This is a genomic window from Niameybacter massiliensis (genome assembly GCF_001282685.1).
In the GTDB taxonomy this organism is placed as follows: domain Bacteria; phylum Bacillota; class Clostridia; order Lachnospirales; family Cellulosilyticaceae; genus Holtiella; species Holtiella tumoricola.
This window is the reverse complement of the sequence record NZ_LN875034.1, coordinates 159,586-180,416: the sequence shown is the minus strand read 5'-3', so window position 1 is coordinate 180,416 and position 20,831 is coordinate 159,586. Positions and strand designations below refer to the sequence as shown.

General features: G+C 35.1%; 14 protein-coding genes. 3 read left to right on the top strand and 11 right to left on the bottom strand.

Annotated features, from left to right (window positions below):
• Positions 1–103: 103 nt before the first annotated feature.
• Complete coding sequence (locus tag BN2390_RS03330) at positions 104–1,864, top strand: ABC transporter ATP-binding protein (protein WP_053982930.1); 1,761 nt, start codon at positions 104–106, stop codon at positions 1,862–1,864.
• Entirely contained in the window at positions 1,865–3,643 is a 1,779-nt protein-coding gene (locus BN2390_RS03325) for an ABC transporter ATP-binding protein (protein WP_053982929.1), read from the top strand.
• Positions 3,644–3,711: 68 nt separating this feature from the next.
• On the opposite strand, the gene BN2390_RS03320 is transcribed toward BN2390_RS03325, so the two are convergent.
• The 8 genes from BN2390_RS03320 to BN2390_RS03285 form a co-directional block, all read right to left on the bottom strand.
• A complete protein-coding gene (locus BN2390_RS03320; RefSeq protein ID WP_082238560.1) occupies positions 3,712–5,592 on the bottom strand; it encodes a DUF4914 family protein in 1,881 nt (626 codons plus the stop codon).
• A gap of 447 nt (positions 5,593–6,039) precedes the next feature.
• On the bottom strand, positions 6,040–7,815 hold the full coding sequence (locus tag BN2390_RS03315) for an oleate hydratase (protein WP_053982927.1): 1,776 nt from the start codon (positions 7,813–7,815) through the stop codon (positions 6,040–6,042).
• Positions 7,816–7,998: 183 nt separating this feature from the next.
• Positions 7,999–8,571 carry a TetR-like C-terminal domain-containing protein gene (locus BN2390_RS03310; RefSeq protein WP_053982926.1) on the bottom strand — a complete coding sequence of 191 codons (573 nt, stop codon included), beginning with the start codon at positions 8,569–8,571 and terminating at the stop codon, positions 7,999–8,001.
• Positions 8,572–8,702: 131 nt separating this feature from the next.
• Positions 8,703–10,415, bottom strand: coding sequence for a methyl-accepting chemotaxis protein (locus BN2390_RS03305; protein ID WP_053982925.1), 1,713 nt, complete (start codon positions 10,413–10,415; stop codon positions 8,703–8,705).
• Positions 10,416–10,728: 313 nt separating this feature from the next.
• Positions 10,729–11,514, bottom strand: coding sequence for a PHP domain-containing protein (locus tag BN2390_RS03300; RefSeq protein ID WP_053982924.1), 786 nt, complete (start codon positions 11,512–11,514; stop codon positions 10,729–10,731).
• Positions 11,515–11,517: 3 nt separating this feature from the next.
• Complete coding sequence (locus BN2390_RS03295) at positions 11,518–12,348, bottom strand: energy-coupling factor transporter transmembrane component T family protein (RefSeq protein ID WP_053982923.1); 831 nt, start codon at positions 12,346–12,348, stop codon at positions 11,518–11,520.
• Complete coding sequence (locus BN2390_RS03290; RefSeq protein WP_053982922.1) at positions 12,332–14,041, bottom strand: ABC transporter ATP-binding protein; 1,710 nt, start codon at positions 14,039–14,041, stop codon at positions 12,332–12,334. The genes BN2390_RS03295 and BN2390_RS03290 overlap by 17 nt, the downstream gene beginning before the upstream one ends.
• On the bottom strand, positions 14,025–14,894 hold the full coding sequence (locus tag BN2390_RS03285; protein ID WP_053982921.1) for a DUF8171 family membrane protein: 870 nt from the start codon (positions 14,892–14,894) through the stop codon (positions 14,025–14,027). Before BN2390_RS03285 ends, BN2390_RS03290 begins: the two co-directional genes overlap by 17 nt.
• Positions 14,895–15,134: 240 nt before the next feature.
• On the opposite strand from BN2390_RS03285, the gene BN2390_RS03280 reads away from it, so the two are divergent.
• On the top strand, positions 15,135–16,304 hold the full coding sequence (locus BN2390_RS03280) for an iron-containing alcohol dehydrogenase (RefSeq protein ID WP_053982920.1): 1,170 nt from the start codon (positions 15,135–15,137) through the stop codon (positions 16,302–16,304).
• 145 nt (positions 16,305–16,449) lie between these two features.
• On the opposite strand, the gene BN2390_RS03275 is transcribed toward BN2390_RS03280, so the two are convergent.
• From BN2390_RS03275 to BN2390_RS03265, 3 genes are read right to left on the bottom strand one after another with little or no spacing between them, the layout of a single operon-like run.
• Positions 16,450–17,619 carry a glycoside hydrolase family 88 protein gene (locus tag BN2390_RS03275; RefSeq protein ID WP_053982919.1) on the bottom strand — a complete coding sequence of 390 codons (1,170 nt, stop codon included), beginning with the start codon at positions 17,617–17,619 and terminating at the stop codon, positions 16,450–16,452.
• A gap of 12 nt (positions 17,620–17,631) precedes the next feature.
• Positions 17,632–19,953 (bottom strand): polysaccharide lyase 8 family protein, encoded by a 2,322-nt coding sequence (locus BN2390_RS03270; RefSeq protein WP_053982918.1) that lies wholly within the window; start codon positions 19,951–19,953, stop codon positions 17,632–17,634.
• Positions 19,954–19,967: 14 nt separating this feature from the next.
• Positions 19,968–20,831: a carbohydrate ABC transporter permease gene (locus BN2390_RS03265; protein WP_053982917.1), complete on the bottom strand. Its 864-nt coding sequence runs from the start codon at positions 20,829–20,831 to the stop codon at positions 19,968–19,970.

Sequence of the window (20,831 nt, the reverse complement as noted above, 5' to 3'; positions counted from 1 at the left end):
TATAAGAAAATCCATCAATAGGTTAATATAATACATTTTTATTTTCTTTAATCTTTATATAATGAAGAGTGTTAGTTTGAAATCACCTATTAGGAGGGACATTATGGAGACATTTAAGTGGATATGGGGATACCTTAAAGACTATAAGTTCAAATATGGCTTTTGCTTAGTACTTGTACTTGTAGCAGCTTTAATCAGTATGATCAATCCTATTCTCGGTGGGATTATTGTAGATAGGGTATTAGAGGGTGGAGAAACCAATATCCTTATACCTATCTTGCTCATCACTATCGTTACTGCTCTTGTTAAAAACATAGTAGCATATACTTATCAGATGAGTTTTGAGCGTATTTCTCAAAACATCTTAATACGTATTAGAAAAGACTTATTCGATAAGCTTCTTACTCTAGACGTAGACTTTTACAAACAGATGAAAACAGGTGACCTTATGGCACGTATTACTGGGGATACAGATCTCCTCAGACACTTTATCGCATGGGTTATCTATAATATTTTAAATAACGTAAGTGTATTTGTATTCGGCTTACTTTGCATGTGGTTTATTAATCCAACTTTAACAATCGCTATGCTCATTGTATGCCCATTTATTGCATTCTTTACAGAAAAGATGAGTAGACGTATCGGACCTACTTTCCACAAAGCACGTGAAGCTTATTCAAGATTAAACTCAGTCGTTCAAGAAAACATTAGTGGAAATCGTATTGTTAAAGCCTTCTCTAAAGAAGACTATGAGATTGAAAAATTTAATAGACAAAATGCCTTTTATAAGGAAGCAAATATGGACACCATTGAGGTCACTCAACACTATATTCCTATTTTAGAATTCTTAGCAAGCTTCCTAACAGTTGTTATGATCTTTATTGGGGGAATCTTAGTTATTCAAGATCAAATGACTATCGGTGACTTAATGGCATTCAATGGACTTCTTTGGGCACTTAATAACCCAATGCGTTCTGCAGGATACCTTATCAATGATACACAACGTTTCATTGCAAGTTCTAAAAAAATCCGTGAGCTTCTTGCTACAGAATCTAAGATTCAAAACCAAGAAGATGCACAAGAACCTGAGCGTATTAAAGGAGAAATAGAGTTCAAAAATGTATCTTTCAGCTTTGAAGATACAGATGCACTTAGAAAAGTTTCCTTTAAAGCAAAGCCTGGTCAAACAATAGGTATTATCGGCCATACTGGTGCTGGTAAATCTACTTTAATCAACTTAATCTGTCGTTTCTACGAACCTGTAAGCGGTCAAGTATTAATCGATGGAAAAGATATTCGTAGCTATAGTCTTAAAAAGCTTCGTGAAAGTATTGCCATGGCTATGCAAGAGGTATTCCTCTTCTCTGATACAATTGAAGCCAACATCCGCTACGGAGTACCAAGAGCTTCATCTAACCAAATTCAACAATTTGCTGCTATGGCAGAAGCAGATAGCTTTATCCGTAGTATGCCAGAAGGATATGACACTGTTGTTGGTGAACGTGGTGTAGGCCTTTCTGGTGGTCAAAGACAACGTATTGCGCTTGCTCGTGCACTCATCAAAGATCCTTCAGTTTTAATCTTAGATGATACAACTTCAGCTCTAGACATGGAAACAGAGATGCGTATTCAACAAAAGCTTAATGAAACAACACGCAAACGTACAACGTTCATTATTGCTCACCGTATTTCTTCAGTTAAAGCTGCTGACCTTATTTTAGTTCTTAGACGTGGCCGTGTTATTGAGCAAGGCACACATGATGAACTTATGGCACTTAAAGGTCATTACTACAAAGTATTTGAAACACAATTTGGTGACTTTGATCAAGAACTTGCTGATTTTACACAAAAGGAGGCGAACTAAATGGCACGTAATACCTTCGATCAAGACGAAACATTAGAACAAGGGTTTAGCATGTACCATGTAAAACGCCTTTATGACTATATGAGACCATACAACAAACCAATCTTCTTCTGTATGTTCCTCATGGTTATTTCAAGTATACTAGGCCTACTTGGTCCTTATATTATTAAAGTAGCACTCGATGACTATATTCCAAATAAAAATATTGCAGGTCTTACAGGTGCAACTGTACTTTTCATCCTTTCATTGATTGGTATCAGTTGGATTATGCAAAATCGTATTAAAACAATGGGACGCGTAGGGCAAGACATTCTTATCGATATGCGTCATGACCTCTTTGTGAACTTACAAAGACTTCCTTTTACATATTATGATACTAGACCTCACGGCAAAATTTTAGTAAGAGTTGTAAACTACATTAACTCTTTAAGTGATTTATTAAGTAACGGTTTTGTCAATTTAGTAGCAGATATCTTTAGTATTATTCTTACTATGGTCTTTATGTTTGTATTAGATGCTAGACTTGCTTGGGTAAGTTTAATCGGTGTTCCTATTCTTATGGCTTTCATGTACCCACTTAAAGCCCTTCAAAGAAAAGCACATCAAAAGCTTAGTACAAAGCAATCTAATATGAACGCTTATGTAAGTGAAAGTATTAATGGCATGCGCGTTACTCAAGCCTTTGCTCACGAAGAAGAAAGTATGCGTGTTAATGAGCACGTATGTGAAGAATACAGCAACGCTTGGCTTGGTGCTGTTAAACTTAACTTCCTTGTATGGCCTATTATGGATAACGTAGCAACTTTAACTGTTGCCCTTGTATATGGTAGTGCAGTATTTATCTTTGTAGATAATATCACTGTTGGTTTACTTGTTGCCTTTGTTGCTTATGTGTGGCGTTTCTGGGGTCCTATCACAAACCTTGGTAACTTCTATAACACAATCATCAATGCTATGGCAAACCTTGAGCGTATCTTCGAACTTATGGATGAAGAACCAACTGTTCAAGATGCACCTGGTGCAACTGAGCTTCCTCAAATTAACGGCCTTGTAGAATTCGAAGATGTTAAATTTGCTTATGAAGATGATGAAATGATTCTTAAAGGTGTAAGTTTCACAGCTAAACCTGGTGAACGTGTTGCCATTGTTGGACCAACGGGTTCAGGTAAAACAACCATCATCAACCTTATTAGCCGCTTCTACAATATTAATGACGGTCGTATCCTTATCGATGGTCATGATATCAGTCAAGTAACCCTTAAGTCACTTCGTGGGCAAATGGGGATCATGATGCAAGACTCATTCATCTTCTCAGGTACCATCATGGATAACATCCGCTACGGTAACTTAGATGCAACAGATGAAGAAGTTATCGCTGCAGCAAAAGTTGTTAAAGCCCATGACTTCATTATGAGCTTTGAACAAGGTTACGAAACAGTAGTTAATGAACGTGGTGATAGACTTTCTGTAGGTCAAAGACAGCTTATCTCATTCGCCCGTGCACTTCTTGCAAATCCTAAGATTCTTATCTTAGATGAAGCAACTTCAAGTATTGATAGTCAGACTGAAGTACTTCTTCAACAAGGGCTTGATGAGCTCCTTAAAGGTAGAACTTCATTTGTTATCGCTCATAGACTTTCTACTATCAAGAACTCAGATAAAATTATCTACATTCAAGATGGTAAGATCCTTGAAATGGGTACACATGATGAGCTTATCGCCCAAGGTGGTGGCTACTGTCACCTTTACACAACACAATATGAATTATTAAAAGCTTAAATAATAAATAAAAAAGCCTCCTAGAATTAATCTAGGAGGCTTTTTTTATTTATTAATCATATACTCTATTACAATCTGATTGGCATTAACTCAATATAATCATCTAACGTTCCGTCATTTAAACAGCACTCTATAATTTGTCTACCTAATGGATGAAGTTCTGGAGATAAGTACTTCTTGAGTTCTTCTTTAAAGAAATCATTTAGGATAGTCGCCCCTTTGTCATAACCTTCAGTTCCTACTTCAGGTTGTAAATGTGTTCTAAGTAGTACTTTTGGTAAATCCATACCATCAACTTTAAGATTTGCTAAGGAGTAACCTAATAGTGGACATCTAGATGCTTCTAATTGCTCTGTTCTAAACTTCACACTACCCCTTCTTGCTAAGTATTCTCTAGCAATCCATTGAGACATGAACCCTACTTCATAAGCCCCAATATTTTGATTTGGTATAAGGATGTATCTTGTACTTGGTGTTCTCATAATTTGTTCTAATAATAAGTTTGCTTGGTCTACTTTTTTACCTGTAGCAAATGGCCAGTAAGATCCTACCCCTTCACTTACCATACCTTCACTATCTAGGATACTTGGATTAGCATGTCCCCTTGGTGCAACTAATCTCCATAACCATGCAAGTGCTGGAGGAAGGATATGGAACATCCCCATGATACCATAGCTTGGCTCTTCTTTTGTACAAATAGGAGCTCTTACCCCAAAGCTTCTAATATCTACTTCTACAGGTTCATTAATAATATTTGGCACATAACTTCTAGGCATAATTACACGTGGGTTCGGACAAGGTTTACCCGTTTCTTCGTCTAGAGTATGTTCCCAGATTAAGCATGTTGAATCTGGCGTTGCATGCATGTTTAAGAAAATAAGTGGTTGTTTTGGATGAATGCACATTTTCTCATAATGTGGATCTGTACCATATTCTGTAATATGATTCATACGAAGGAACCAGCCTTCTTCACCATCTGCTACCACAAGCTTCTTACTATCCCCTTGCACACTTGGATGGCACATTGCCATATCATCTGTTACAGGTTGAAGTTCACAATTTGCATTAAGGTCAATATAAGTTTTATCTCTTGTAACGGTGTTACGAGCAAGTAAAATATGCCCTTCTGCATCTTTGTGAATGTACTCTGCCATTTCACTTTTACCACCACCACTTGCACCTTCATGCATGATGGTTAATACATTTTCGTATGGTGTAATCACTTTAACGGTTGAAGCATGTAAGGTTACCCATGACTCTTCTTCACCAATATCCAGTAATACACTATACATTCCCTTTTTAGCACTTGGACCTGGATATAAGTTATAGGAGAATACTTCATGTACACCCTCTAATCTATTATGCACAACGACTTGTTTCCCATCAAAGTGTGTATGTCTAAAAGGAGGTGCTAAGTATACAATAGATCTTGGTTTAAACCCATCTCTTACCTCATCTGCAGGTACTAATCCTTGAAGGTCTCCTAAAGCTGCTGCAAAGAATCCTGCATTTTTAGGTGCAATAAGTATTGCTTCATAGCCTCGTTCATGGCCCCCTGCCATAAATGGTACAACCATTAATTCTTGGCTACCTAACCATTCAAAGGTAAGTTCCCTTGTTCTATCAAATTCTTCCCCATATTTTTCTTTATAGCGTGGTTTATCTGTTGGTTTATGGTCTGCTATGACCATACAGTGAGGGTCACGTCGTCTCATATACATTTCTTTATAGTTAACTGCCACACCATTTTTACATTTTACAACTTCCGCTTCTACAACTTGGCCCATCTCTGGAACATGGTATGCGACTTCAAATATTTTATTATCTTTTTCCCCTAATGCTAGTTCTAGTAAGTGTTCTCTATTTCTAGGTACAATAAGATTTGACTGTTCACTTAATAATTCTAATACCTCTATTGGTAATACCATCTTGTTTAACACATTATTCATGTTATCATCTCCAGTCATTAATAGTAGATTCTAAGCTATTAAATTTCTTAATTTTTAACCCAAATGATTTATTTAACCCTTTAAACTTCATTATCTTTCTTGTTAATCATAACTATTTTTTCAACACATGTAAATACATTTATTATAAAATCATTAATTTTAAGCTTTTATATGTATTTATCTATATATCTATTGTCATTAGTTTACATCTTTTAATTCTGAATATTCTTTTTAAAGAATTTATATTTTCATTTATTTCACCTTATATCTATTCATCTTACTTATAACAAATACACTTCCTCATCATCTCACTTTCGCAAAAAAACCACTCATTCCAATGCTTTCAAGAAATACACTACCTCAACTTTACTTTTCACATTTTCAAAAAGGTAACCTTCTTACACTCTAAAAAGAGCAAGGTGTATTTTTCACCTTGCCCTTCTCGTTCTAGATTAGATTATATTCTTTGAGTAATTTTTCAATATCTGAACCATGAATTTTCTTAAGCACATCTTTCATAACCATTTTTTCTTTAAGGCCTAAATTCATTTCAGTTACCTTCTTGCCATCTCTTAACTGTACTGTTGAATTTAAAAGTGCACGTACATCATACACGCTTCCCCATACCTCTGGAACAGCACGATCTACATTAAGTAATGTGTATACTGCTTCCATACCTGTACGCATAGAGTATTCTGTTGTAAAGATTGTATCACGTTCTGTTTCTGCAAATTGTCCAAGGAAAGCAAAGTTTACAGCACCTTGTGGTACTACATCTGGTCTATCTCCTGCTTCACGTGGCATGAAGAATGATGTGATGTAAGGCATCATACAAGGAATACAATTTGAGCTATTTTCTGCTAAATCTTCAATTTGATCTACTGGTACACCCATGTGGTATAACCATTCCATACAGATTTCTTTACCTGTACATTCTTTCATCGTTTTCTTTACAAAGTTACCTGGTTTATCACTGAATAATCCATAGATCCAGCCTACTAACTGACCTTTTGGTTGTGTACGGAATTGTGGTTGACGGTTGAATGTCCAGCTAAGTAACCAGTTAGAGTCTTTAGCTGTAACAATACCTCCTGTAACGACTTTTCCACTAAATGGATCACGTTGACAAATCTTTTGAACGTATGGAGGAATCTTATCATCTAGTGTTGTCACTGTAGCTGACATCCAGTTTGTTAAATCTGGTGTTGTACAGAATTTATCTGGATGACCAAATGAAGGGTCTTGGGCTGCTATCTTACGCCACATATCCCAACATTTACCTGGTTTGATTTCATAGTTAAATGGTGCTGGAGTATGGTGGTCTCCAAGTGTTGAACACTCTGTACAACTACCATTCGTAATAAAGACTAAGTCATCTTCGCTTAAATCAATGGCATCTTCTGCACCATCATGTACGAAGATAATACGTTTAGCTACTTTTTTGCTTGGTCTGATATCAAATTCTACATTGATTACTTCTGTTTCATAGTGGAATTGAACATTGTGTGATTCAAGGTATTTTACCATTGGTAAAATCATTGATTCATATTGATTGTATTTTGTAAATCTAAGTGCCTTAAAGTCTGGTAATCCACCAATATGGTGAATGAAACGTTTAATATAAAGTTTCATTTCTAATGCACTATGCCAATTTTCAAAAGCAAACATTGTACGCCAATATAACCAGAAGTTAGAGTTGAGTACCTCTTCGCTAAATAATTCATCAATACGTCTGTTGTAAAGGGCTTCATCTGGTGTGAAGAATAATTTCATAATCTCCATAGCACCTTTATCTGATAAACCAAATTTACCATCTGTATGTGCATCTTCACCACAATTAATGGTTGCACGCATTAATGAGTAGTTAGGATCCTTTTTGTTAAGCCAGTAATATTCATCTAAAACACTAACGCCCTCTGTTTCAATAGATGGGATAGAACGCATTAAATCCCACATACATTCAAAGTGGTTATCCATTTCACGTCCACCACGCATAACGTAACCTAGATTTTGATATTCATAGCCATCACATGCACCACCTGGAATAGGGTCTTTTTCTAAGATATGAATACGTTCACCTTTCATTTGACCATCACGTACTAAGTAACAAGCTGCTGCTAGTGCACCAAGACCTGACCCAATAAGATAGGCTGATTTATTATCAACACCTTCTGGTTTTAAAGGACGTGCAAAAGCTTCATAATTACCACTACCATAATACATAAACATTCCTCCCTAAACTTCTTATCTATTATTTGTTAATTCATCTATTTCGCTTATAAATTAACTTTATCAATTTATGTATTCGGTCACAACAGACAACAAAAGAGCGATGTTCAAACTTCGAACACCACTTTTAATTTGATGAAATTTTAGGCACTTGATAACTTTTGTCTGTATCTTTTTCTACCACTTATCTTTTAAGCTTGCACTTCTTTGAAGAGATAAAGCAATATTGCCATCAAAGAGTAAACCAATTCTATGAATCACCTTTTCTGGGTCCTCTTTCATCCCTGAGCCAATCCAGTGGAGTAGCATTTCTGTTAGCGCGCTTTGATAAAAGGTTACAATCAGACGCTTGTCACTATCCGCTGCTGGTATATCGCGGCTCATCTCTTCTACATAACGACTCATGACATTTTCTGCTACATTATATAAGTATTTTTCTAGTTCTTCTTTTTGAAGGGAATTATAGACATGATAGATAGCTTTTTTATTTTGAAGCGCAAAATGGGTTGCAACGAGGAAGCTCTCTTCCCAGGATAGAGAAGCATTATATTCTTCCCTCACCTTTTGAAACTCTGTCTGAAATAGCTCTTCTAATAAAGCATATAGATCTGGATAATAGTAATAAAAGGTATTTCGGTTGATTTCACATACTGTAACAATGTCCTTCACTGTAATCTTATTTAAAGGACGTTCATTCAGCATCTGAACAAATGCATCACGTATTACTTTTCTAGTATATTGCTGTGCCATGTACCTACCTCCTATATTTTCATTACGATCTTTCTTTATTCTATCATTCTATATGGTATTCTTGAAAAATTTATGTAGCTGCTATTTAAAAAACAGCTACCTCATAAAGGTAGCTGCTTTCTCATTGTTCTCTAAACTTGAAATCTTGATATAATACCTTGTACTTCTTGTACTAATCCAGCTTGTTCTTGTGCTGTCTCAGCAATTTGCTCTATAACTTGTACTGCTTCATTGCTATTATCTCTAACAGTTGTTATGCCTTCTGAAGATGTTTGAGCCATATTAGCAACATTTTGTATACCTTCGCTCACTTGTGATACGATTGCTGTAATCTCTTGACTCATTGCCGCTACATCTTCACTCATGGCATTCATAAACACACCATCTTGTTCATATTGATTACCTATTTTAACAAAGTTATAGAATTCTTCTTTTATTTCATCATTCATAAACTTAAGTAAGTTACTACTACTTTCTTCCATAAGACCAAATGCACCCTGTACTTCCTCTATAGTTACTTTAACCTTCTGTACAGCTTCTTTAGATGCCTCTGCGAGTGTTCTTACTTCTTCTGCAACAACAGCAAATCCTCTTCCGTGTTCTCCTGCTCTTGCCGCTTCAATTGCTGCATTTAAAGCAAGAAGATTCGTTTGAGCTGCAATATTTTCTATTGTTTCAGCCATATTTACTATTTCACTTACCACTTTACCTTTTTGGGCAGCTTCTAGTATTTCTTTTTCTACATTATCATATAAGCTTATGGTACGTTCAGTTACTGCTTTAATATCTTCTTTGATTTGTACTGCTCTATTTTTAATTTGCTCTGAATTTATATTTCCTTCCATAGCTTTGTCTGCTAAGATGCCTATACTTGAATTGACTTCTTCTATAGACTGGGCTATTTGTTGTGTAGCATCATTTGTTCTTTCCGTCATTGCCTTAATTTCGTTGGTAGAACTATTAACTTCTTGGAACTGAGCTGTCATTTCCTCAGTTGCTGCAGACAATTCTTCACTTCCTGCACCTATATCAGACATTCCATTTTTGACTGTCATAATTAATTGTTTCATATTTTCTTGGGCATTATTTAAGGATTTGCCTATCAATCCAAATTCATTATTTGTTTTCACTTCTATTGTCTGAGTAAGATTATATTCGGCTAATCGTTCTGACATCTCCATAATTTTACGGAGAGAAGTTTTTATACTTATGATCATTAATACTGAGAATAGTATAGATGTAGCTATTGCTACTACTAAAATCATAATCGTTACCTGTACAGATTTTTGATAAATTTGTTGATTAGTGGCAACAGACTCTGCTGCCCATTGAACATTTAATTCAACCATTTTATCAATTTCAGCTATATTTTTTGCTAATGCTGCCTCATATTGAGGAAGCAAACTTGTAACCTTCTTCTCATCCCCTTGTTTTATTGCTTCAATAACTTCATCTCTACTATTTCTATATTTATTTAGCTCTTCTAATATAGCTTCAAATTGTGCCTTATCTTCTTCACGATGTGCCCCTTGTCTATAACCCTCTACAGCTATTTCACTATTTCTTTTTATATTTTCTATTTCATCTAAAAGTTTTTCTTTAGTATGCTTATCTGTAGTAAGCATAAGCTTTTGTACATGGTCACGCATTTCTAACTGGATTTTTGCTAATTCTTGAATATGTACAATCCCCTGCGTATTATCATAATACATCTCCCCTGCAGCGTCGCTAATCTTTCTCATATTATTCATGGAAAGTAACCATATTGCCAACATCATAGTAATAATTAAAGAAAAAATAAACACTAGTTGGAACGTTATCTTGATCTCTTTAATCTTTTTCATAATTATTTCTCCTCTTTTAGTTGTTTATATGTTGCAGTAACTTCTTGTGTATACTCCTAGAGAGATGCTCTTTATACCTCCTTCGTTCTAGACTAAAAAAGACTCATGTATGGATAAACCATACATGAGTCTTGTTATTTAAGACAAGCCAGGCTACATAACAGCCATCATGTTGAACTTGCCACTTATATTATAAGCCAACTACTCCCTCATGAAGTAACTACCTTAGTATAAGACTTTGATTATCCAAAGTCAAATTATATCTATTTTAATATTTTTAAATATAAATTTACAAATATTTAACCCATCACTTTTACTCACCTACGAGTACTTTTACATAATCTCCACCTAATGCATGAATTTCTTTTAGTGCCTTCTTTAACGTAGCAGCTGATTCTACTTTAAAGCTCACCTCTTGATGTGCATGTATGCTATGATTTTGTAATTGTACCAGTCCAATGAGTTCTTCTACTGTTATAGGCATTTCCTCAAAGGCTGTATAAATACATCCATATTGAAAGGCTTGATGGGTATCGCTTCCTCCTACCATTGGAAGATTCAATCTCGTTGCTAATTCACTAAGCTCTCGTCTTGCCTGTTCACCTTTTCCAGCATAATCTTTACCATTCAAATCTAAAAAGTAAAGTTGTTTTAATAAATGCTCAGGCAAGGTTGGAATGGCTCCTCCTTCTCTATAAGGATGCGCCCCCCCTAAGTACACATTAAACCCTTTTGCTTGCTCTAATAATTCTTCAAATGGAAGAAAGTTTTCCTTTGACTTATAATGCTCTAATGCCCTATTGAAGGCTATAATATCCTCTATTTTCCCTAGAGCTAATATATGGCCTCCTTCTTGTATATCTATCTCCATACCCGGAAAGATCCTAAGCCCATTTATAATAAATGTGTCCCCTTCTTGCGGATAATTTTCTCGAATATAGTTATATACTTCTTCAAAGCCTAAGGTATTGAAGTGCTCCGTAATACAGATTGCATCTAAACCATTTTGTTTTGCCTCTCCGAAAAGCCAATCCGTATACTTCGATGCGAAAGGTAACTTTTTAGCTAGTTTTACGTGTGTATGAAAGTCTATTCTCATGTCTTATGCTCCTATTCCCAGTGCGATAAAAGTAATACTTATTACATAAAAAATTGAAATACCTGCAAATGCTACATCTCTTTGTGTAAACTTAAGTACAGAAAGCTTCATTTTTTTAACTCTTGGATTACTTGTCGCATAGCGATACCCTTTTACTTCCAATGCTTCTACAGTTGTTCTTGAACATTTAGCAGTATTTAGCATAAGTGGATAAAACGCTAAAATAATAATTTTTACTTGATAAATCAAGTACTTAACTTTTCCTTTAAAACCTGTTTTATCTGGTGCCATCCCTCTTAATCTATAAGATAATAAGATATTTTGGAACTGCTCCATTAAAATTGGTAATATACGATACGCAAAAGAAATACTAAATGAAAGTTGATCTGGGCATCCAAAATATAAAAGCCCATTAGATAACTTATCAGGATCCAACCCTGAAAATACCGTAATCGATGCCAGTGATACAACTGCTACCTTTAAGGTAAGTACAAGAAGCGGAACAACTGTACTCATGTTACCTCCAAAGAATAGGGATACAAACAGTAAATACCCTGATTGTGTAAATATCCCTACACAAAATAGAAAAAGTACCAATGGTGCTATCTTCGCAAGTTTTGTTGTAACAGCTACAAATAAGAATAAGCCTAATAACATATAAACGTTATCAATAAACCAAGGTACCACCCCAAAGAAAAGGTACCATACAAGTAATGTTCTTGGGTCTAATAGTGCAATAGGTGTATCATCATTTCCATAAGCATTTTTGTATACTTGATTACGTAAGTAATCTATTGAAACCTTATCTACAATACTCTCAGCTAACTTGGCCATAATTAACCCCCTTTACAAACTCTTCTACTGTGAAACAAGATGCCTTAGGATCAAGTTCCTTACCCATTCGATAGATTTCTGGTGGTACAATCCCTACCTTATTGCATATGTAACTATTCTCAAATACTTCTTCGCGTGGTCCATCCATCATAATTTGCCCTCTTGAAAGTACAATGATTCTATCTGCCCATTCAGATACAAGCTGCATATCATGGGTTGCAATGATTGCTGTTTCTACCACATCTTTTAGTCGTTCTAAAGTTCTCATAATCTCTTTACGTGTTGCAATATCTAGATTTGCTGTTGGTTCATCTAATAAGAGTACAGATGGATTAAGTGCAATCCCAACAGCCAAAGAAGCTCTTCTCATTTGCCCACCAGATAACAAACGCCCATCTCTTTCCCTTAGTTCATTGAGATTGAATAAACGCATTAACTCTTCGGTACGTTCTTCATAGGCCGGTATCTTTCTTACCTTCATAGAATAAGCAATGTCTTGTTCTATAGAGTCTTTGATGAACATTTCTTCTGGATTTTGATAGACAAGGGATACCTTTTGGAATAGTGCTTCTGGGGTGGTCTTTTTAGTAGACTGCCCATATACAAACACCTCCCCTTCCGTAGGTTTTAACAATCCTGTCATCAGTTTCATAAGTGTAGATTTTCCTGCTCCATTAGAACCTATTAAAGCAATCTTTTCCCCTCTTTTTATATCTAGTGAAAACTGAGATAAGATACGAGGTTTCTCCCCTTTAATTGCTCTATAATCTACAGATACATTTTGAAGTGAAATAATGGTTTCCCCTTTATCCTCTTTTATCTCTTCTACTTGATTACTAAAACTTTTCCCTTTTAGCTGTTCAAAAAAGTCATTACCTTCTTCTACTGTTGTTGGCAAAAGTCCGCTTGATGTCACTAAGCCTTCTTCCCTAAGCTTTTTAGCTGCTAATGTGATTTGAGGTGGGAAGATATCACATGCTTCTAGCTCCTCTACACGTGTTAAAGCTTCTCGTGTTGGTAACTTCCAAACAACCTCTCCCTTATTCATCATCATAACGTTTTGACAGTACTCAGCAATAAACTCCGTATGATGCTCAATAACAATAATTGTTTTATTATGAACTTGGTTCAGGTACTTAAGCACTTCATAAGTTTGCTGGGCATGCTTAGGGTCTAGTTGAGCAATAGGTTCATCTAATACAATAACCTCTGGTTGAAGTGCCATCACACTTGCTAATGCTAATAAATGCTTTTGTCCTCCTGAAAGTTGCCACACATAGTCTTGTTCCTTGTCATCTAAACCAATCAGCTTAAGTGCACGTTTTGCTCTTAGCTCGTAATCTTCCATTGCATAGTTTAAACAAGCAAAAGAAGCATCATCTAATACCGTTGGTCTTACGATTTGATTTTCAAAATCTTGATAGACATATCCTACATTTTGGGATAATTGACCTATCTCTTCATTGAGAGTATTTAATCCTGCAACTTCTACAGTTCCTTCAAAGTCCCCTACTATAAAATGAGGAATAACTCCATTGAATGTCTTACATAATGTTGACTTCCCACATCCATTGCTCCCTATAATAGCTAAGAAATCTCCCTTTTCTACTTCCAAAGAGATATTCTTAAGTATAGGCGCTTCAGCCCCTGGATACGTAAAAGTCAAGTTTTCAATCTTAATCAATCTGTCCACTTCCTTGTTCTGTCTGATTCATTGCTGCTCTTTTTTTCATAAAGTTAAATACGAGTAATGCTACAATAAGAGCTGTGAGCATACTTATTCCCACTGCACCCATACTTTCTGCCCACTCAGCTTCCCAATCAATAAAGTTAATACCTACTTCTGACATAAATTCAAATAATACTGCCCCAACAAATCCCACTATACTTAAAATAACTACTTTAACACTGAATACTTTATCTCCACCTAAAACAGTATTTTTATCTCTAGGTTTCATCCCTAAAAGTGGTTCAATTTTTCTGTAAAGTCTAGGTACTAAGTAAAGTGTTGGAAGGAAACAGAATAAAATCCCTGAGAAAAGCACATCATTTAAAAAGGCAAAACCTTCTGTGAAGAATACACTTTCAGGTAATCCTGCTACCGCTTCAAAGCTTTCGATGGCAAATTGAACTTTTAAGATATCTACTGCACATCCCATAGCTTGTTGAACAATAACACCTGTTAATGCTGCAATCCCTACCATCTTTCTATTAAGAGGGTCTTTTACCATTCTTCCTGCAATATAAATTCCAATAGTTAAAGTCAAGAACTTTTCTAACTCACCAACCCCACCAAATTGTCCTAACATAATTTCACTAAATACAATTTCCCCTGTGGCTGCACCTAATGCTGCTGAAAGTGGATCAAATAACATGGCTAACACTAAAGGAATAAATAAGAAGTATTCTACTGAGAATTCTACAATTCCCACTTGGAACTTAGGAATAAGCTCTGTTAGTAACGTTGCCAATCCATATAAAGACATAGATAGAACAAATATCATCATTTTCTGTGATTGCGTAATTGTTTTCATTTTATTTTTCATGAATACTAAAACCTCCAAATGTATTTTTTTCTTCAAGCAAAATCATATCATCATTTCAGAATAGTTTAGTTAAATTCATGTAAAATAGCCGTAAAGTTTTAAAATTTAATGTAAAATTTAAGTTTTCACTCTTTTTATTCTCAAGCTTTAAATCTCTCATTGACTTAGAGTACACTCTAAGCCTTATACTATAATTAAGTCTGAAAATTTAATATAAACTAAGAATATGGAGGATACAAAATGGGTTTTAATTATTACATTCCAACTAAGATTTTATTCGGGCAAGGCAAATTAAACGAACTAGGTAATCAAAACTTACCTGGAAAACGTGCTTTAATTGTTACCTCTAACGGTACATCCGTTATTAAATATGGTTATTTGGATAGAGTAAAAGAACAATTAGAAAAAGCTGGTGTATCTTCTATTGTATTTAATAAAATTCTACCTAATCCTATCAAAGAGCACGTGATGGAAGGTGCTGCCCTTGCAAAAGCTGAAAACATCGACTTTGTTGTAGGTTTAGGTGGGGGTAGTAGTATTGATGCAGCAAAAGCTATTGCCGTAATGGCAACTAATGACGGTGATTACTGGGATTATATATCTGGCGGTACAGGTAAAGGACTCCCTGTTCCAAATGATCCACTTCCTATTATTGCTATTACAACAACAGCTGGTACAGGTACAGAAGCTGACCCTTGGACTGTAACCACTAAGTCTGAAACCAACGAGAAAATAGGATTTGGCTATGACAAGACTTTCCCTGTTCTATCTATTGTAGACCCAGAACTTATGCTCACTGTTCCAAAATCCCTTACAGCTTATCAAGGTTTCGATGCTCTCTTCCATAGTACAGAAGGGTATCTTAATACAACCAGCTATGTCATGAGTGATATGTACGCTCTAAAAGCTATTGAACTTATTGGCAAAAGTCTTGCTACTGCAGTACAAGATGGCAATAACGTAGATGCACGCGAAAACGTTGCACTCGCTAACACTTTAGCTGGTATGGTTGAATCTACATCTGGATGTACTTCTGAACATAGCATGGCTCATGCCCTTAGTGCTTATCATCCAAGTTTTGAACATGGTGCTGCACTTATCAGTATCAGTGTAGCTTACTATACACACTTTGCTAAAAGCGGAAAATGTGATGACCGCATGATTGATATGGCAAGAGCACTAGGTAACAAAAATGCCACATCTCCTATGGATTTTGTAGAAGCACTTAAAGCACTTCAGGTTGCTTGTGATGTTGCAGACATTAAAATGAGTAACTACGATGTGTCTTACGAAGAACTCCCTACTCTAGTAGACAATGCAGTTGATACTATGGGTGGCCTCTTTGCAGTTGACCCTACCCCACTTAGTAAAAAAGATGTTTTAGCTATTTTACAAGCATCTTATAAATAAACTTATTTTATAAGAAACAAAGGCCTAGAATTATTTTTATATTATAATTCTAGGCCTTTGTTTCTTATATATTTTTTTAGCTTTATATATTGGTTTTACTTTTGTACACTAATTTTCCTTATAATATATATCAATAAAATTTAAATTACCAATAGAGCTCCCAATCCTTTGCCATACGAATAAGTGCTTCACAATAGAAATAGTCTCCCCATGTGTTGCATTCATCTACTCCTCTATTGGTACAGCCATTAAATTCAGAGTCTCTTGCATATGTACTATGTAAAAGTTGCCCATTTGAAATATGGCTATCTTGAACAGAATAGTTATCAATTAAAGATTTTAGAATTTTCTTTGCTATGCTTATATAATACTCTGCATCTTCTTGCTCTAAGTATTTAGCCATTTCTAGCATTCCACATACTGCTATTGCAGCAGATGAAGCATCCCTTGGTTCTGTTGAACCATCTGTAAAGTCAAAATCCCAATAAGGTACTAAATCATTAGGCAAACTACTAATAAAGAAATCAGCAATCTTTTTAAAGGTATCTACATACTCAGGGTTACGTGTATACTTATAACTTAGTGCTACACCATATACCCCCCAAGCTTGTCCTCTTGCCCATACAGATCCATCTCTATTTCCTTGGAATGTTACACCATATGTAGGTTCACCTGTTTCTTTATTAAAGAAATGTGTATGATAAGTAGAATAATCTGGCCTCATAATTACCTTAAGTGAAGTTGTAATATGAGCCTTCGCAACATTTGCATATTTTTCATCACCTGTTACCTCTGTTGCCCAATATAAAAGAGGAAGATTCAATAAGCAATCTATAATTAGTCTATAGTTATCCTCTGCTCCTAATTCTCCCCAAGCTTGTATAAAGCCTCCAACTTCTTGGAATCTAGAAATAAGGTTATCTGCTGCTAACAATGCTGCTTTTTTCCCTTTTTCAGACCCTACAAGTTTATATGCTGCTACACATGAAAGAGAGTATAAAAATCCCATATCATGATGATTCACCATCACACGTTTCTCTATTCTCTCTAGAAAGCTCTCCACCTGCTCTAAGGCTACTTTTTTAAACAATTCATCTCCTGTTAATTCATAAGCGATCCATACTTCTCCTGTATAAAATCCCTCTGTCCAATCAAAGTTATCTGTTCCTACATAAAAATTATCTGTACTATTACAAGACTTAAACTTATTCCCTAATTGTTCAATTGCACTTCTTGTTTGTTTCACGCTATTATTAATAGCTTGTTCTATTTCTTGTGCTGTAACTTCTTCATATGTTTCATATAATTTTCTCATCGCTTTCTCCCTCTACAACTCTGAATTTAGTTTGTTTTTAAGAATAAAAGTTATAGGTAATCCATATTTTTCTTGCCACCTAATATTTAGATGAATATATGACTCTTGTTGATGTAATTCTATTAGACTTGTATCACCTGCAACATACTCAAAGTTTCCATCCAGGATTAAATCCAAAGATTCTTCGCACTCTTTCGTTGGGTCACACAAAGTCACTTCTATATAATTAGTATTATCTTTTAAAGCTATGGAAACAGGCTGACTTACTTGTATCCCTGGTACACTACCCTTTTCAAAGAAATTCAGCATCATTCTATTCTTATACTGAATGCCCTGCATCGATGCCTCATTGGCAACAACACGAATAGGTACATGTTTCTGATAACTTTCCATCTGCTCCCGTGTAATACTCGGTATCATAATATAAGCATAACTTGCGTTTTTTGGCATTCTTCCATGGTTAATAGCAAGAGTCATATAGTCTTGTCGTATACCTTCTGGAGATCCGTTAACATTAATAGTGAACCAATTTCCTATTCTTGTATATTCCTCTATAACAATGTCGTGTTCTTGCAAAAAGTAGTATCCTGTAGACGTTTTTTCTTTGTCTGTTTCAATATAAATACTACGCGATGTTTGATAAATCTTATTTCTTTCTTCCTTATTAATCTTACGTGTATCTATAATAGTTTCAACTTGCTCTTGATTACTACAAGCAATGTCACATCCTAATGCAACAATTTCATTATCTAACATAAAATAGGATTTCTTAGCCTTCAAATCAATTCCTAATAAATTTTCTATCTGATCTGTTTCATCATCTATGCCTCTTTTATCTAACTGCATACCTGCTATGCCATATAGATCATCTATACTCATTGCACTTACCCATTTTGATGGTGTTCTGAAACTTCCTTGCTCATCTTCAAGTTCTTTATCTACCACTGTAATACCTGTTAATTTATATGGATCCACAGTGGCCCAAAAATCACCATTGTATGCTTCTTGATGATCATCATAAATATAAAGCATGCCATCTCCGGTATAAAATCCTCTTTTGTTTTCTCCTAACATAGTTTCATAAGTTCTAATACGCCAAGAACTCATGCTCAGTGCACACGCAAAGTGCTTTCTATGATGAATCATACGATCCATATAGTTATACGCAAAATTTCCTTCTAACTCTGCCGCTGCAGAAATCTTATCATCTTCTAAGATTGCAAGTGCCATGCGTACACTTGCAATCTCTGTACTTTTTTCTATGTAAGAGCTGACTTTATCTGTTTTTAACCAGTACTTGATTCTTTCCTTATATCTATCTCTATACCTTTGAGGTGCAACTTGGCAAAACCATAACATCGATGTCATAATCATATGTCCTGTTCCATTATTCCGATATTGTTGCCTAGATGCCCCCCTTCCATTAACACAATCCATTCCATGCCCTTTATAAATAATAGGAATAAAACTTTTATCTATCATTTGATAAATATTTTCTATATGTGGGTCGGTAATATGCCATTCACTATCATTTAATAGACAAAGCATTTCACCTAATCCACCAAGCATAACATTCCCATATGTTCCTGTATAAGCTACATCCCTATGTTGAATAAAAGATCCATCTCTATAAAGTCCATCTCTTTTTTCTATGAATCTTTCTGTTGGTTTATAATCTTTAACTTCAAAAACACTGCTTAGAGCATCTCTTCCTTGCTTAATTAATAAAGTATTTTCTGTATGTATTCCAAGTAAAATTGCTATTTTAGCTGTATCAACACGATTTCCTCCAACAGAAATCCTTTTTTTAAGCCTTTCATTTGAAGAACGTTCACCAGAATATCTAGGATCTGGTTGATAGTAGTCTATCACTTCGCAATATTGATGACGTTCATCTTTACTTAGATCATCTCCTAGCAAGGTCATAATATTAAGTAAAGTAATAGGTGTTCCTATTTCCCAATTCCACCAATTCCCATAGTGATAAGCCTGATTTGCATTATAACTATGCTCATATAGAAAACTTAACGCTTCTTCTATAGCCTTTAATAGCATTTCACTTTTATAATAATGGCTGCCTTGCATACTATAGGCCTTACTCATTTCCAAAACTCTTCTATAATTGTTGGTCTGGCACTGAGAATTTGTAAAGTCTGCTTCATCTTTCCATAGGTAGATTCTATTTTTATCTTGGCATAACATTGCTACAATAGACTCTACACGCTTATCTAAATCATCTATAATTCGTTTCTCATAAATAGTTATAGGCTTTGTACTACTTTCGCCAATTAATATCTCTTTCCATTTATTTCTTAATGTTTTAAACGCAGGCAACTTTCTCCCTCCCTTTACTCTTTAACAGCTCCAACCATAACACCTTGTACAAAGTATTTTTGAACAAATGGATAAAGAATCATCATAGGTACAACTGCGATAATAATTGTTGCGTAGATAAAGGTTTCTGCTGAGTATGTAGATGTCATCTTACTTCCCACTTCATTGACCATATTATTTTCTACAATCCAAGACTTTAACCAAACATTTAGAGGATATTTATTCTCATCACGAATTAAAATCATAGACCAAAAATAACCATTCCATCTAGATACTCCATAAAACAAACTAATCGTTGCCAGTGCTGGTTTAGATAGAGGTAAGAAAATTTTAGTTAATACTTGTAAATCAGTCGCTCCATCGATTGTTGCTGCTTCTTCAAGTGCCTTAGGTACACCCCTAAAGAAGTTGATCATTAAGATAACATTGAAAGTATTAATGGCTAGTCCTATAATAACTCCCCATGTATTTCTAAGTCCTAACTCAATAAAGTTTAAATATGTAGGAATCATTCCTGCTTGAAACCACATAGTGAATACTACTAAGAAGTTAATAGTCTTTCCGCCTTTAAAATATGTCTTAGATAACGGATATGCTCCACAAATTGTAAGTGTCATACTAATTACAGTACCTACTACAGTAATAAAAATACTATTCGCATAGCCACTCCAAATTTCCGGTTTAAAAATGAGTTCTTTGTAAGCCCCAAAAGTTGTTTGAATAGGATAAAGGTAAACACTCCCTTCTGCTACTGCTTTACCAGAACTTAATGAAGCTATTAAAACGTACCAAAATGGATATAATGTTAGTAATGCTATAACAGTTAAAAACACGCCTATTATAGCTGTATAAATCTTATCACCTTTACTTGCTATCAT